Source organism: Flavobacterium branchiophilum FL-15 (assembly GCF_000253275.1).
Classification (GTDB): domain Bacteria; phylum Bacteroidota; class Bacteroidia; order Flavobacteriales; family Flavobacteriaceae; genus Flavobacterium; species Flavobacterium branchiophilum.
In genome coordinates, this window is record NC_016001.1 from 2,366,604 (window position 1) to 2,382,023 (window position 15,420).

General features: G+C 31.8%; 12 protein-coding genes. 6 read left to right on the forward strand and 6 right to left on the reverse strand.

Features of this window, described 5'->3' with window-relative positions; translation table 11 throughout:
• Nucleotides 1–85 precede the first annotated feature (85 nt).
• The 4 genes from FBFL15_RS10220 (at nt 86) to FBFL15_RS10235 (ending at nt 3,697) form a co-directional block, all read left to right on the forward strand.
• Nucleotides 86–988 carry a cbb3-type cytochrome c oxidase N-terminal domain-containing protein gene (locus tag FBFL15_RS10220; protein WP_044032254.1) on the forward strand — a complete coding sequence of 301 codons (903 nt, stop codon included), beginning with the start codon at nt 86–88 and terminating at the stop codon, nt 986–988.
• A gap of 75 nt (nt 989–1,063) precedes the next feature.
• Nucleotides 1,064–2,476, forward strand: a complete 1,413-nt coding sequence (gene ccoG, locus FBFL15_RS10225) for a cytochrome c oxidase accessory protein CcoG (protein WP_014084516.1) — start codon at nt 1,064–1,066, stop codon at nt 2,474–2,476.
• Nucleotides 2,477–2,494: 18 nt separating this feature from the next.
• Nucleotides 2,495–2,971 (forward strand): FixH family protein, encoded by a 477-nt coding sequence (locus FBFL15_RS10230; RefSeq protein ID WP_014084517.1) that lies wholly within the window; start codon nt 2,495–2,497, stop codon nt 2,969–2,971.
• A 24-nt stretch (nt 2,972–2,995) separates the two neighbouring features.
• The gene (locus FBFL15_RS10235; protein WP_014084518.1) at nt 2,996–3,697 is read left to right on the forward strand and encodes a sulfite exporter TauE/SafE family protein; all 702 of its coding nucleotides are present in this window, start codon (nt 2,996–2,998) and stop codon (nt 3,695–3,697) included.
• Between the two features lie 7 nt (nt 3,698–3,704).
• Here the strand turns inward: FBFL15_RS10235 and rlmH are convergent, their stop codons facing one another.
• The 6 genes from rlmH to FBFL15_RS10265 form a co-directional block, all read right to left on the reverse strand.
• Complete coding sequence (gene rlmH / locus FBFL15_RS10240) at nt 3,705–4,178, reverse strand: 23S rRNA (pseudouridine(1915)-N(3))-methyltransferase RlmH (RefSeq protein ID WP_014084519.1); 474 nt, start codon at nt 4,176–4,178, stop codon at nt 3,705–3,707.
• Between the two features lie 415 nt (nt 4,179–4,593).
• On the reverse strand, nt 4,594–5,325 hold the full coding sequence (locus tag FBFL15_RS10245; protein ID WP_014084520.1) for a DUF2490 domain-containing protein: 732 nt from the start codon (nt 5,323–5,325) through the stop codon (nt 4,594–4,596).
• A 9-nt stretch (nt 5,326–5,334) separates the two neighbouring features.
• The gene (locus FBFL15_RS10250; RefSeq protein WP_014084521.1) at nt 5,335–5,826 is read right to left on the reverse strand and encodes a DUF6691 family protein; all 492 of its coding nucleotides are present in this window, start codon (nt 5,824–5,826) and stop codon (nt 5,335–5,337) included.
• Nucleotides 5,827–5,842: 16 nt separating this feature from the next.
• Nucleotides 5,843–6,412 carry a YeeE/YedE family protein gene (locus FBFL15_RS10255; protein WP_014084522.1) on the reverse strand — a complete coding sequence of 190 codons (570 nt, stop codon included), beginning with the start codon at nt 6,410–6,412 and terminating at the stop codon, nt 5,843–5,845.
• Nucleotides 6,413–6,798: 386 nt separating this feature from the next.
• The gene (locus tag FBFL15_RS10260) at nt 6,799–9,381 is read right to left on the reverse strand and encodes a TonB-dependent receptor (RefSeq protein ID WP_231847462.1); all 2,583 of its coding nucleotides are present in this window, start codon (nt 9,379–9,381) and stop codon (nt 6,799–6,801) included.
• Nucleotides 9,382–9,457: 76 nt separating this feature from the next.
• Nucleotides 9,458–10,234: a GLPGLI family protein gene (locus FBFL15_RS10265; RefSeq protein ID WP_014084524.1), complete on the reverse strand. Its 777-nt coding sequence runs from the start codon at nt 10,232–10,234 to the stop codon at nt 9,458–9,460.
• 1,186 nt (nt 10,235–11,420) lie between these two features.
• Between FBFL15_RS10265 and FBFL15_RS10275 the strand changes: the two genes are divergently transcribed.
• Together FBFL15_RS10275 and mfd are read left to right on the forward strand one after the other, a co-directional pair.
• Nucleotides 11,421–12,023, forward strand: a complete 603-nt coding sequence (locus tag FBFL15_RS10275) for a hypothetical protein (protein ID WP_014084526.1) — start codon at nt 11,421–11,423, stop codon at nt 12,021–12,023.
• 17 nt (nt 12,024–12,040) lie between these two features.
• Nucleotides 12,041–15,370: a transcription-repair coupling factor gene (gene mfd / locus FBFL15_RS10280; RefSeq protein WP_044032539.1), complete on the forward strand. Its 3,330-nt coding sequence runs from the start codon at nt 12,041–12,043 to the stop codon at nt 15,368–15,370.
• The last annotated feature ends 50 nt before the right edge of the window (nt 15,371–15,420 follow it).

Genomic DNA, 15,420 nt, shown 5'->3' on the forward strand with positions numbered 1-15,420 from the left:
GGAATTATCAAATACCAAACGATAATCTAATACACCATAAAACCTAGTTTTCTAAAAAAAAAATTCAATAATAAAATATATGTTTATGAATAAAATATTTCCTGCTTATTTACGAGTACCAGTGTTTTTTTTCCTCACATTTGGTGCTGTGGAATATTTTATAGATTCGGGCAACCAACCTGCATTTATCAAATATCCAATTGTATCTGTATTTTTACTGGTATTGTTATTTGTATTAATAGCTGTTGAAGTTACATTATATGCCGTGGACAACGTGATGTTTCAACTGCTTACAGATGAAGAAAAACAAAAAGCCATTGCCGAAAGTCAATTGGGCATAACACAGCAAAAATGGTATAAAAACCTGATGCAAAAACTAACCAAAACCTCGCCAATTGAAAGCGAAAACGATTTGTTGTTGCATCATGACTATGATGGAATCAAAGAATTAGACAACAATTTGCCACCATGGTGGGTTGTCCTTTTTTATGCCTGTATTGCTTTTGCCGCCATTTACTTGGTGCGATACGATATAATGGGCGCAGACAATCAAGAAATGGAGCTTCAAAAAGAAATGGCTCAAGCAAAAATTGATGTTGAGGAATATCTTAAAACAGCTCCAGATTTGATGACCGAAGAAAAAGTAACTTTACTTACCGAAAAAGCCGATTTGGAAAAAGGCAAAACCATTTTTACAGACAATTGTGCCGCATGCCATAGAGCAGATGGTGGTGGCCAAATTGGACCAAATTTGACCGATGCCAACTGGATTTTTGGGGGCTCTATCAAAAATTTGTTTCACACCATAGCAAACGGTGGCCGAGATGGCAAAGGAATGATTGCCTGGAAAACTACCTTAAAACCCAAAGAAATTCAGCTTGTGGCCAGTTATGTATTGTCGCTTCAAGGCAGCAATCCAAAAGAGGGCAAAGCTCCTGAAGGCGATTTATATAAGCCCGATCTTGCTGCAACTACTGTTGTAAAATAATGTCAAATACAAAGCATTTTGATACATTTTCAAAATGCTTTTTCAATATCATAATTTGTAGTAACAATTTTCAAAATGTCAAATTCCAATCAAAGTTTTAGAGACTCCATAGGCACAATAGACGACAAAGGAAAAAGAAAATTTATTTTTCCAAAAAAACCATCTGGCAAATGGTATAATTACAGAAAAATAGTGAGTTATTTTTTATTAATTATATTAATTTTAAATCCATTTATCAAAATTAATGGCAACCAATTGATGATGTTTAACGTTTTGGAAAGACGTTTTAATATTTTTGGATTTCCTTTTTGGCCACAAGATTTCTATATTTTTGTACTGTTTATGATAGTGGGCGTGGTATTTGTCATTTTATTTACGGTTATTTTTGGACGTATCTTTTGTGGATGGATTTGCCCGCAAACTATATTTTTAGAAATGGTTTTCAGACGCATCGAATATTGGATTGAAGGCGACAGAGGGGCTCAAATTCGATTGAACAAACAAGAATGGAATGCTGAAAAAATAAGAAAAAAAGCCTTCAAATGGTTGTTGTTTTTATTAATTTCATTTGGAATTGCCAATGTGTTTTTGGCCTATTTAATCAGTAGCGACAACTTGATACAAATGGTTCAGGATGGGCCCCAACACCATGTGAGTACTTTAATTTCGTTGTTGATTTTTACAGGTGTTTTCTATTTTATTTTTGTTTGGTTTAGAGAGCAAGTGTGCATTATTGCTTGCCCTTATGGCCGGTTGCAAGGGGTACTGCTCGATAACAAATCTATCAATGTAGCCTATGATTTTGTTAGAGGCGAAAAAGAATTGGGCAGAGCCAAATTTAATAAAAACGAGGATAGAGCCACCACAGGAAAAGGCGATTGCATCGATTGCGGATTGTGTGTAAACGTTTGTCCGACAGGTATCGACATCCGAAACGGTACCCAATTAGAATGTACCAACTGCACGGCTTGTATAGACGAATGTAATACCATCATGACCAGCGTTGGACTACCAAAAGGGCTTATCCGATATGCCTCTGAAGACGAAATAGAAAAAAAAGAAAAATTCCAATTCACAAACAGAATGAAAGGATATTCGGCTGTTTTGTTTATTTTGATGGGCATATTAATAGGCTTACTTTTTTTAAGAACCGAAGTAGAAACCACCATTCTTCGACTACCAGGACAATTATTTCAGCACAAAGGCGATAAAATTAGTAATATTTTTACTTATAAAATAATTAATAAAACAAATAATGACTTTAATCACATTCATTTTAAGTTGAAAAATATTAAAGGAAGCATACAAATGGTGGGCAAAAACGATATTATTGTTCCCAAACAAGGCATGAACGAAGGAACACTTTTTATAGAAATTGATGCTTTTCTGTTAGAAAGCGATAGAACAAAACTCGAAATAGAAGTATTTGATGGCAATCATAAAATTGAAACTACCAAAACCAGTTTTTTAAGTCCAAGAAATTTTTAACTATAAATATTAAAAACGATGAATCAGTCTGATAATCAACAAAATAGCCTATTTAAAGTAAGTTGGGGAACGGGTATATTTTTGGCTTTTGTAGGCTTCATGAGCTTTATTTTGTATTTTGTTATCAAAGTGCAATCCAATGCCAAATACGACAACGAACTGGTTGTTGCAGAATATTATAAACATGATGCTCATTTTCAGGACGAAATGCAAAAAGAACAAAACGCTTTTGACTCTAATTCAAAACCTCAAATCATGGATAATGCTCAAACAATTGATATTTTGTTTCCAAATACAATGGATTTTTCGAGTTTAAAAGGGACAATTTCGTTTTATAGACCTTCTAACCAAAAATTAGATTTTACGGTTCCCATTTCTGGACAAAAAATGGAAATTCAGAAACAAAATTTGGTTGCTGGCCGATGGAATATTAGTATAGAGTGGCAGTATAAAAACAAGACCTATCTTTTAAAAGAAAATTTATACATAAGATAATATTTATATCTATAAAAAACGAATATGTTATTTACAGCTTTCATATTTGGACTTCTCAGTAGTTTGCACTGCATCGGAATGTGTGGGCCAATAGCCCTTATGCTCCCTGTGGACAGGCACAACGAAGCTAAAAGGGTTTTACAAATCTTAACCTATCACACAGGCCGCCTTACCGCTTATAGTTTGATGGGCTTGCTGTTTGGACTATTAGGCAAGGGGCTATATTTGGCAGGATTACAACAAAGTCTGTCTATTTTTATTGGAATAGCCATGATTTTATTTTTTTTAATTCCCGAAAAAAAAATCAATGCTATTCCTTTTTTAAAATTTTTCTTCATTTTTATATCAAAAATCAAATCAAAATTAGGGCAACAATTCAAACAAAAAACCTATAAATCGTTGTTGAGTATTGGTTTTTTAAACGGTTTTTTACCTTGTGGCATGGTATATTCGGCCTTATTTGGTGCCATTGCACAACAAAACGTTGTACATGGTATGTTGTTCATGTGTTGTTTTGGATTGGGTACCATACCATTAATGAGTGGCGTGGTTTTGTTTCAAAATTGGATAACACTTTCCGTACGAAATAAGATACAAAAAATAATTCCTATTATTGGAATTTGTATTGGTTTTGTATTTATATTAAGAGGTTTAGGTATGAATATACCATATATATCACCATCTAATATGCAATTATTTATACAAGAAAACGCCAATTGTCATTAAAAAACATTTATTGATGGTGATAAGGTTCGTTTTTCAAAATGGTAAACGACCTATATAATTGTTCAACAAAAAATAATCGAATCATTTGGTGAGAAAAAGTCATTTTTGAAAGCGATATTTTGCCTTGTGCTTTTTGATAAACGGCCTCCGAAAAACCATAAGGACCACCAATAACAAAAACCAAATTCTTGATACCGGCATTCATTTTTTTTTGAATTTCTTCAGAAAAAGCAACACTCGAAAACATTTTGCCATTTTCGTCTAACAAAATCAATTGATCACTTGAAGTTATTTTTGACAAAATCAATGTTCCTTCTTTTTCTTTCTGAATTTTCTCCGAAACATTTTTGAGGTTTTTCAAATCTGGAATAATGTCTATTTCAAATTTGATATAAAATCCCAACCTTTTTTGATAATCATCTATCAATATTTGCAGGTTTTTATTGTCGGTTTTGCCAATGGCAATCAACTTGATGTTCATAAATAGAGTAAAATAATAAGGGCAAATTTATACATTTTTTACGTATTGAAAAACACCAAATGTAAATAAGTTCAATTATTGAAAGTGCTTTAAATTCTCTTTCCTTTTTTTATCTATTTTATTGAAATAAATAAAAAACTTTAACCATTTTATGAATAAAAAGGGTTAAAGTTATACCAAATATATTTATAAAATAGTCCAAAGATGCGTAGTTATTTTTTAGAAAAAATTTTCAAAAAAAATCGTTGCATAGCTGGGCTACGGAACTATTTTTTTTTAATAATTTTAGCAAAAAAGAACAAGTAGATTGGACTATTTTATATGTATATTTGGTATTATAACTGAGAATTGAGTTAAAATGATGATTTTTATAAATATTTAGCCTCTCTGTTTTTTATAATTATAGCAATTTTATTTATTTTTTATTCTTATTTTTTTGTATTGAATATGTAAAATTGGCTATTAAATTATTTTCTTCAATAAGTATTCCGTTTGTTTTTGGCAACCTAGAAATGTGCATATACCCCAAATCCAGTTTCATCGAAGGGTTTATTTTATAACCCAGATTAAAAAACAATCGGTTGTGATCAAAAAAATGGGTAGCGTCTGTGTGTGAAGCATTTATTAAAATTTCGTCGCCAACGCTACAATTTATTTTAGAATTGACATCGTATCTTATTGATAATCTATTTCTTGGTCGTAAAACATCTGGCGTTGAACCATCAAAAATACGGTATTCTAATGCTGTTCGATTCACTAAAAATGTTTTTTGAAACATTTCGTGTTGCCATTCTAATGCTACTGCCATTCGGTATTCTTTTGAAGGCATGGCATCAGCATCGGCAATATTTTGAATGATTTTATAATTTTCAAAATAAGCAAAAGGCGATACTGAATAAGTAATTTCTTTATTTGGTTTATAATACACCCACGTTCTGATGGAATTCATCAATACTTTATCGAATCGATTGAGGTTGTTAAACCCATTTTGACGGCGGTGTTGGCACTCGAGTTCTGTTTTTATTTTTTCGTTTACTGGCACACTCAAAGTAGCTCTAAACCAGCTGTTTGAGTGTGCTTGAGCATGAAGCATTATGCCTTGAAAAAGCAGTATCCAAATTAAAATTAAGGCAGTTTTTTTCATCATAAAAACAGATTAATGAGGCAATTTATTTCTAAAATAGCCATAAACCCATGTGCCTACAATGGCAAAAAACAGGGTAACAATCATTACAGTTACACCAGTGCCAATTTGTGCAAAAATGGGTCCTGGGCAAGCTCCTGTAATGGCCCATCCAAGTCCAAAAATAAGGCCTCCAATAACTTGTCCTTTGTTGAACGTTTTGTCGTGAAACTCAATTGGCTCGCCATAAATGGTTTTGATATTATATTTTTTGATAATCAAAACAGAAATAATTCCAACCACAATGGCACTTCCAATCACGCCATACATGTGAAAAGATTGAAAGCGAAACATTTCTTGGATGCGGTACCAGCTAATGATTTCGGCTTTGATAAAAACAATGCCAAATAAAAAGCCTACTATCAAATATTTAATATTGTGGTACCATTTGTGTTGCAATTGACTTTCGTTTACACAAACGGTGTCGAGCGAACGGGTTTCAAAATCGGTATTTTGGTTTTGCATGATCTATTTTTTAAAATTATAATGAAAGTATGAAAGGTAAAATGAAATTTGCCATAATTAAGCCACCAATAAAAAAACAACAAGTAGCAATTAAAGAAGGTAATTGAAGGTTAGAAATGCCCGAAATAGCATGACCGCTAGTACAACCTCCCGCATACCTAGAGCCAAAACCAATTAAAAAGCCACCAACAACCATCATCAAAAAACCTTTGATTGTAAACAAATTGGCCCACGAAAATAAGGCTGATGGCAACATTCCGTCGATGTCTGTAATGTTGTATAAAGCTAATTCTGCTCTTAAACCAGGGTCGATTTCAATTGGATTTGGGTTTGCCAATAGTGTAAAAGCCACAATTCCGCCCAATAATATACCAATAACAAAGAAAAAATTCCAAATTTCTTTTTTCCAATCATAATCAAAAAAAGGAATTTTGGCCGGCATACAAATGGCACAAGCATGACGCAAGTTGGCACTAATTCCAAAATGTTTGTTGCCTAAAATTAATAAAGCGGGAACTGTAAGTCCTACTAAAGGCCCTGCAACATACCAAGGCCAAGGCTCTTTGAGCATCGAAATGAAATCCATTTTTTTATTTTTTTTATTTTATGAGGCAAAAGTAATGACGCATAAATGAATGAATTGTAATTTATGTTACATAACTAAAAAAAAATTGACGAATCATGGTTTAATACGATGAATGCTATATTTTATAGCATTTTGCGTTTGGGATAGTAGTGGAAATCTTTTAGAAGCCCCCCAGCTCCCAAAAGGGGGGTGTTGTATTGCACGAATATAGTTTCTGAATGTGGTAGATTATTTCACAATATTTATTACTTTTGGAGTTCAATGAACGTTGTTTGGAACGGATAACCCGACTCTTGGGGAACGTCCAAAATATTGTAATGCTTTTTATTGTTTTATTTAAAATATCTTTTTTATTTACAAATAAATATAAATTTGTAATTTAAGTATTAAAATTTATATTCCAATTTCAAGAGCATATATCTAGGCATCAATCCAAATTCTGTTTTGGTAATATATACGTCTGAAACAGTATAATTTTTAAATACTTTAGTGTTAAATAGATTATTTGCAGAAATAAAAAATGTAATTTTATTATTTTTTAAAGTGTATTTACCTTCAAAATCTAAAAAATAATATTCTTTATTTGCGTTGTCTAAATTACCAAAATAATAACGCTCTGACTGAACTTGAAAATTTACCTTTTTATTCCAAATAAATGATAAGTTTAAAAAGCTTAGATTATCTGTAAATGAGTTTGTTGCGTTTGAAACTACCTTGCTAAAACTATATTTGGTTCCAATATGAAAATTGAAAAGACTTTTAAACCCTGAACGTAATTCAACTCCTGTTGAAGTATTATTATTCATTACTTTTCTCAAATCAGAGTTATTTACAACGTTTTTATAATCAATTACAGAAACATTAAAAAAAACTTTCATGTTTGATTTTATTGCTCGGAAATAATAATCAATATCTGATGACAAAGAAATGAAATTTTGATTTTTTATTAATATTTTTTCAGAAATATTATAATTCTGTGTAATGGTTGAATTAGTACCTAAATAATCATGATTCTTTGAAACAATTATTAATGTATTGAAGAAAAATGTATCATTCCAATTACCATTTGTATAATTTATAGTTCCAACGGTTGCACGAAGTTGATTAAATGCGGCTACTCCTTTTGTTAAATCTCGAAAAGCGGTATGTATAAATCCGCTGTATAAATCTGAAACATTGTTATTTTTAGAGTTGTATGCCCCTGTTAGGATTATTTTACTTTTGTCATTTATCTCCCAATCAAATGTAAATTTAGGATTAATAAATAAAGGGGTTTGATTGCTTTTGGTGTTATTTTGAAGTAATTGATTAAAAAGTTGATGTATATCAAATTGAGGTGCTATTGAAATTGTTTTGAATTTAAATTGTTGTTTTACAGATATGTATAAGTCATTTGAGGTGTAACTCAAGTTGTTTTTGTAATTATCTAATAAAGCTATATTTGAATTTTCAGGAAACAAATCTAATCTTGTGTCGAGTTCGTCTTTTCGAAATTGATTCCCAATTTTAAGTTCAAACAAATTACCGTTTTCCAATTTATTAAACAAATGAGATTCTATACCCGCAAATTGCATTTTGTTTCGACTATATTGTTTAGTATTATTGGCATTTTCAGGAAACAAACCTTGGAAAACAAATTGATTAACGGTATAGTCTTGTGGAGTAGCCTCGTTAATATATCTACCAGTAAAAATAATTACTTTTTTTGGTTTATATTTATTAGTAAAAACTATTTTTTGGTCTAAAAGATGGTTGTAAGAGTTAAGGTTTTCATTGAGGAGCGTGTTGTTAAATTTTAAATCACTGTTAATATTATCATTAGTTTTGTTAATTTTAAATGAAAGTTCTAGGGTTTTAGTTTTTGAAATTTCGCTTGTATAGTCTAATTTTGCAAAACCAGTAATTTGCTTATTTTTGATTATGTTTTTTTCCAAATTTTGAAAATTTGTATCTCCAACATTGTAATATTGTTCTTTATTCCTTACAATACTATTTTCGTCAGTATTTAAAAGCAATAGCACTTTTAATTTATCTTTTTTTGAAAGTGTAAAAATACTGTTCAACGAAATCATTTCGTCGTTATTGATTTTGATTCTTTTGAGTTTTAAATCTGGTAAAAAGGGATTTAAAGTGATTATCGAAAAAGCCGATTGGTTATCGCCAATATGAGAAACTTCATCATATCGATTGGGTCTTATTAAGTGATTGATGTCTCCTACGGCATCAAAACCAACATTATTTAGATTGCTCAAGAAAAAATATTTGTTTTTCTTTCCAAAATTCATCACATTTGTTTTAAATTCATATCTGTTTGCAGATACCAATCCGTAACCCAAAAGAGTATTTCCAAACCAAATATTTTTGGCATTTTCTTTTAGTGTCAAATTTAAAGCTACTTTCTGACTATTTTCAATTCCTTTCAAATGTTTATTGTTTGAATAGTTTTGAAATAATTCAATCTTATCAATTGGTTTTACAGGCATGTTTTTTGATAAAATTTTATAACCACTTTCTAATAAATCGTCACCATCAATCATCAATTTTTCAATTTCCTGATTACCAATTTTAATAGTTCCGTCTGATAAAACCTTGATGCCAGGTATTTTTTTTAACAAATCTTCAACAACTTGTTCATCTCCTTTTAAAAATGATTTTGCATTAAATATTATAGTATCCTTTTTTATTTTTATTGGCAAAGATGTCTTGACAACCACTTCATTTAATGAAAAAGGCATTTCTTTCAAATTCATGTCCTGTTGCAATTCCTGTTTGGATTCTTGTATCTCTATCTCAACGGTTTTAGTTTCGTATCCTAAATTTGAAAAAGATATTTTATACAATCCGCTAGGTAAGTTCAATTTATATGCACCTGTTTCGTTTGTGTAGGTATAGTGTAACACTGCAATAGAACTCCCTTTTTTTACAACTATGTTTGCAAATGCAATGGGTTCTTGTTTTGAATTTCTCACAAAACCTTTCAAAATTATTTGCGAGGCACATAAGTTAGTACTAAATATAAACCCTAACAAAATTATAATCAGTTTATTAGCGTTTAATCTTTTCAATATCTTCGCTGCAATCATCACAGTTTTCGTCATATACTATTTTTTCATATCCTTTCGGTAATCTACTTGACACTTTTTCAAATTCTTCTTTAATTAGTGCTTTCTTTTTGTCTAAATACTCTATCAATGTAATTGGATTTTCTAGTTTTTTGGAAGCCATTATTAGTTTTTCGTTCGAGTTATTAGAAACATCTATTTTTTTTGCAGTTATATGAAAAACACCATCTGCATCGTATATTTCCAAAATAATCCCTGATAACCCCTGAAATTTCCATGGTCCGAACGGTACAGGAATTTGAGTTGTAAACCATGCCGTATAAGTACGTCCTCTAAAATCTATTGTAGCTTTTTGACATTCAAATCCACCAATTTTTTTTACCTCTTCACTTAAATTCCACTGCCATTCAAATGAGTCTTCTTTTACGAGTAACTCTTTGTCAAACCAAATTTCCATGAAATAAAAATTTTTCCTATCATTATAAAAAAACTCAGGGGTTTTATTGTTTCTGACTACATCAAAACTTAATATTTGCCCATCATCAGTATTGGTTTGTTTCATTTTGCCGTTCTCTTTCAATATCACTTTTTCTTCGTATAACGAGTTTTTCATATCAAATTTCAATGAAAAATTTCGATAAAATGTTGTCGAAAAATGAGTTGATTGTTCATATTCAATTTTTCCAAAAACACCTGTCTCTTGCGAATGTAAATTTTGACAAAGAAATGTTATTATTAGTAAGGCGGTTATTTTTTTCATTTTAGTATTATTTATACCAATTGGGTTATAAATAACCCAATTGGTATTTTAGATTTACTTCAATTATGCGTTTTTTCTAAATATAAGAAAAACAAATTATTTGGTTTTAATTACAACTGTATCTAAACATTCTCCATAAGTCCATGCAGAGCAGCCAATTAATGAACCGTTATTGTAATAACATACTCTCCATCTACAAGGATAATCCTCATTTGAAATCTTTTCAACTTCCACAAATGAAGCCGAATTATTTTCACTCTTTAAATTATTTTTTTCATTTTTTAAATTATTTATGTGCCATTTTTTTTGGACTTGCACGGTTAGATTTCGTCCTAATGCTGAAAATGATCAGCTAAACGTTTTCATTTTTTTTTGGGAATGAAAAACCCGCAATTATTGGCCAAATAATATTGTTAAAAAGCTTTTTAAATTATTCATTAATATAAATACTTGTAAAATAATATTTTTATAAGCGTTTAAAACTAAAAATTTTTTAATATTATTATACTAATTAAATAATTTTATGTATTATATAACTGTAAAAGCTGTAATTTATTATATTCAAAATGTACTTGTTGATTTTTAATTATAAATTATAATAAAACCATATTTATTCCAAAAGCAACTAAAATGGATGTAAAAAAAAATGCGTGGTACTTCGTTTATCGTCAATAGAGGTGCTGGTAAGGGCCTTGAACACGAATAAACAAAGCCCACGCAAAGCATGGGCAAAGTCCATTCTTGTGTTCAATCCTAAGAAAATTACCAGTTTTCTAATTGACAAGAATAAAGCATTACTTTACATTTTGTAGTAAAGTAAGAGCGTTTTTAATTATTTAAAGACAAAAATAATGAATTAATAAATAAACACAAAATAAATTGTAATAAATATTCTAAATTAGTTTCAATTAATTCAGCTACAAGTTAAACAGCTATCTTAATATGTATAATTTACAATAATATATATATTGCATTCTTGAAATGTTGGTTGATATTAATTCTAAAATAAAGATTTTAAAATATTTAAAACTAAAATATAATTTTAGTATCATTTTATTTAGGTTGTATAAAAAAGTAAGATTAACAACTTTCAAATTATTTTTGTTTGATTTAACAAATATTTTAAGCTCAAAAAACGCTACTTTTTTTAATTTCTGATTACTTTTGCATCATTAATTCAAAAAAAATGATGCGACAATATATTTGGACGGGCTTGCTGCTTACTACGGTTTTTTTTTCGTGCCAAAACAACAATGAAACCCTAATTATAGAAAAGGAAAAAGCAGCCCAACGCAATGAAGTGATTTTTAAAAACATCAACAAGGCTTGGTTTTTTGAAAAACAACAAAATAATTTGACTTCGAGAAATTTGACCAATACTTGGACCGAATGGCGGATTTTTTTAAACGAATTGGAACAAAAACCCAAAAGTACGATTGGAGCTTTTCAGCAAAAAGCCAAAAATTTATCAAAAAAATCAGCCGATTTGAACCAAAACATTCCCGAAAAATGGGCTACAACGGCCATCAAAAGTCGGATTATGGTGCTAATTACGGTCATCAATTCGTTGGATTTGTACATTCATTTGAACCCAATTCCCGATAAAAAAGTAGTTGCCATTATTGCCGAAATCAATAAACAATCTATTGCCTTACAGGATCAAATGGACGAAATTGAAATCAAAACCAAAATTCAGGCAGAGGCTGGCGAAGGCGATTTGATCAAAATGTTGGACCCTTCCAGAGCCGTACCTACCCTTTCGTCGGACACTTTAATCAAAAAACATTGAGCAAAAAATTTTTAAATATCCTAGAGCAAGCGCCAAAAGTCAAACAAATTGTTTCGAGTTTGCAAATTGCAAATGCCAAACTGCATCTTAAAGGGCTTATCGGGTCGTCGGCATCATTTGTATTGGAAGCCCTTTACAAACAACAAAGTAATCCTTTTTTGGTAATTTTAAACGATAAAGAAGAAGCCGCTTATTTTTTAAATGATTTAGAACATTTGATAAACGATCAAGAGGTTTTGTTTTATCCTGCTTCCTACAAACGACCTTACCAAATGGAACAAACAGACAATGCCAATGTGCTGTTGCGGGCAGAGGTGCTGAATGCCATTAATGGAGTTGCTAAAAAAAAGGTAATTGTTACCTATCCTGAAGCACTTTTTGAAAAAGTAGTTACCAAAAAAGATTTGGATAAAAACACGTTGAAAGTACAAATTGGCGACAAAATTTCGATCGATTTTGTAAACGAAATGCTATTTGAATATGAATTTAAACGGGTAGATTTTATTACAGAACCTGGCGAATTTTCTGTAAGGGGCGGTATTGTAGATGTGTTTTCGTTTTCTAATGATTTTCCTTATCGCATCGAATTTTTTGGAAACGAAGTCGATTCTATCCGAACTTTTGATGTAGAAACCCAATTGTCTGTCGAAAAACAACAACAAATTTCGATTATTCCCAATGTAGAAAACAAAGTTTTTCAACAAAATAGAGAAAGTTTTTTAGACTATATCCATCCGCAAACGGTTATTTTTATTCAAAATACAGAAATGCTTTTGAGTGCATTGGATCAATATTTTGACCGTGCCATTCAAATATTTGACCGTTTAGACGGAGGCATCAAAAGGCTTTCACCAATAGAATTATTCATCAATCAAGAACAATTCGTTCAAAAAAGTAAAGCTTTTTCAGTAGTAGAAATGGCTTCAAAAGCCGTATATCGTACCACCAAAACGATTGAATTTCATATACAACCACAACCTTCTTTCAATAAACAATTTGAATTGTTGTTGCAAAACTTGAATGACAATCAAACCAACGGCATTCACAATTATTTGTTTTGTGCCAATGAGGCTCAAGCCAAACGTTTTCACGATATTTTTACATCGTTAGACGAGGTGAACTCCGAACATATTCGCAAACAATATTCGTGTATTACTTTGCCTATCTATCAGGGATTCATTGACTTAGAACATCAAATAGCTTGTTATACCGACCATCAAATATTTGAACGTTATCATAAATTTAACATCAAAAATGGTTATGCCAAAAAACAAACCATTACCCTCAAAGAATTGACAACACTTGCCGTGGGCGATTATGTTACCCATATCGATCATGGCATTGGAAAATTTGGAGGTCTTCAAAAAATACAAGTCGAGGGCAAAACCCAAGAAGCCATCAAACTGGTATATGCCGACAATGATATTGTATATGTAAGTATTCATTCGTTGCATAAAATTTCGAAATTCAATGGCAAAGATGGTTCGCCTCCAAAAATTTATAAACTAGGGTCAAATGCTTGGAAACTTTTAAAACAAAAAACCAAAGCACGGGTAAAACATATTGCGTTCAATTTGATACAACTGTATGCCAAACGCCGATTGGACAAAGGTTTTCAGTGTGCTCCAGACAGCTACTTGCAAGCCGAGCTCGAAAGTTCGTTTATATATGAAGATACTCCAGACCAACTCAAATCGACACAAGAGATAAAGGCCGACATGGAAAGCGATAGCCCCATGGACAGGCTTGTGTGTGGCGATGTGGGTTTTGGCAAAACCGAAGTAGCCATTAGAGCCGCTTTTAAGGCTGTGGACAATTCCAAACAAGTGGCTGTACTCGTGCCAACAACCATTTTGGCCTATCAGCATTACCGTACTTTTTCGGAAAGGCTCAAAGACATGCCTGTATCTGTCGGCTATTTAAACCGATTTAGAACTGCCAAACAAAAAGCCGAAACCCTCAAACAACTAGCAGAAGGCAAGTTAGACATCGTTATTGGTACCCATCAGCTCGTTAATAAAAATGTAGTTTTCAAAGATTTGGGTTTACTTATAGTGGACGAAGAACAAAAATTTGGAGTAAACGTTAAGGACAAACTTAAAACCATAGCGGCCAACGTGGATACCCTAACACTTACGGCTACCCCTATCCCAAGAACGCTTCAGTTTTCGTTGATGGCTGCCCGTGATTTGTCTGTTATCAGCACACCACCGCCAAACAGGTATCCGATTGAATCACAAGTAGTTGGGTTTTCTGAAGAAACCATTCGTGATGCCATTAGTTTTGAAATACAACGCAACGGACAGGTTTATTTTATCAATAATAGAATAGAAAACATCAAAGAAGTAGCAGGCATGATTCAACGCCTTGTGCCTGATGCAAAAGTGGGCATTGGCCACGGCCAAATGGACGGAAGCAAACTCGAAGAACTCATGCTGGCCTTTATGAACGGTGATTTTGATGTGTTGGTGGCCACAACTATCATAGAAAGTGGCCTCGATGTACCCAATGCCAATACCATTTTTATCAATAATGCCCATCATTTTGGACTATCCGATTTGCATCAAATGAGAGGACGAGTTGGACGAAGCAATAAAAAAGCTTTTTGCTATTTTATTTGTCCACCCTATTCGGCCATGACAGACGAAGCCCGAAAGAGGATACAAGCTTTAGAACAATTTTCTGAACTTGGAAGTGGGTTTAACATCGCAATGAAAGACCTCGAAATAAGAGGTGCAGGCGATTTGTTAGGCGGCGAACAAAGTGGTTTTATCAATGAAATTGGTTTTGATACGTATCAAAAAATCATGAATGAAGCCATAGAGGAACTCAAAGAAAATGAATTTAAAGACCTGTATGAAAACGAAGACAAACCCGAAAAAGTGTATGTTAAAGATTTGCATTTGGATACCGATTTTGAGCTTTTGTTTCCAGATGACTACATCAATAACATATCCGAACGACTTAATTTATACAACGAATTGAGCCTTATAAAAGACGATTTGACCCTTGAAAATTACCAACAAAAACTCATAGACCGCTTTGGTCCTTTGCCCAAACAGGCAGTATCGTTGCTCAACAGCATCAAAATAAAATGGATTGCCACACAACTAGGCATCGAAAAACTGGTTATGAAACAAGGTAAAATGATTTGTTATTTTGTGTCCGATCAACAAAGTAGTTATTATAGTTCTACAACATTTACAACTATATTACAGTTTGTACAAAAAAACCAAAAATTAGCAAGTATGAAAGAAAAACAAACTCCAAACGGACTGCGGCTTTTACTTACATTTGATCAAGTAAAATCAATCCAAAAAGCCCTGGAGCTCATGTCTATGATTTAATGCCATTGATAATATTCATAAAAAAAACTGTTCTATATGTGTAGAACAGT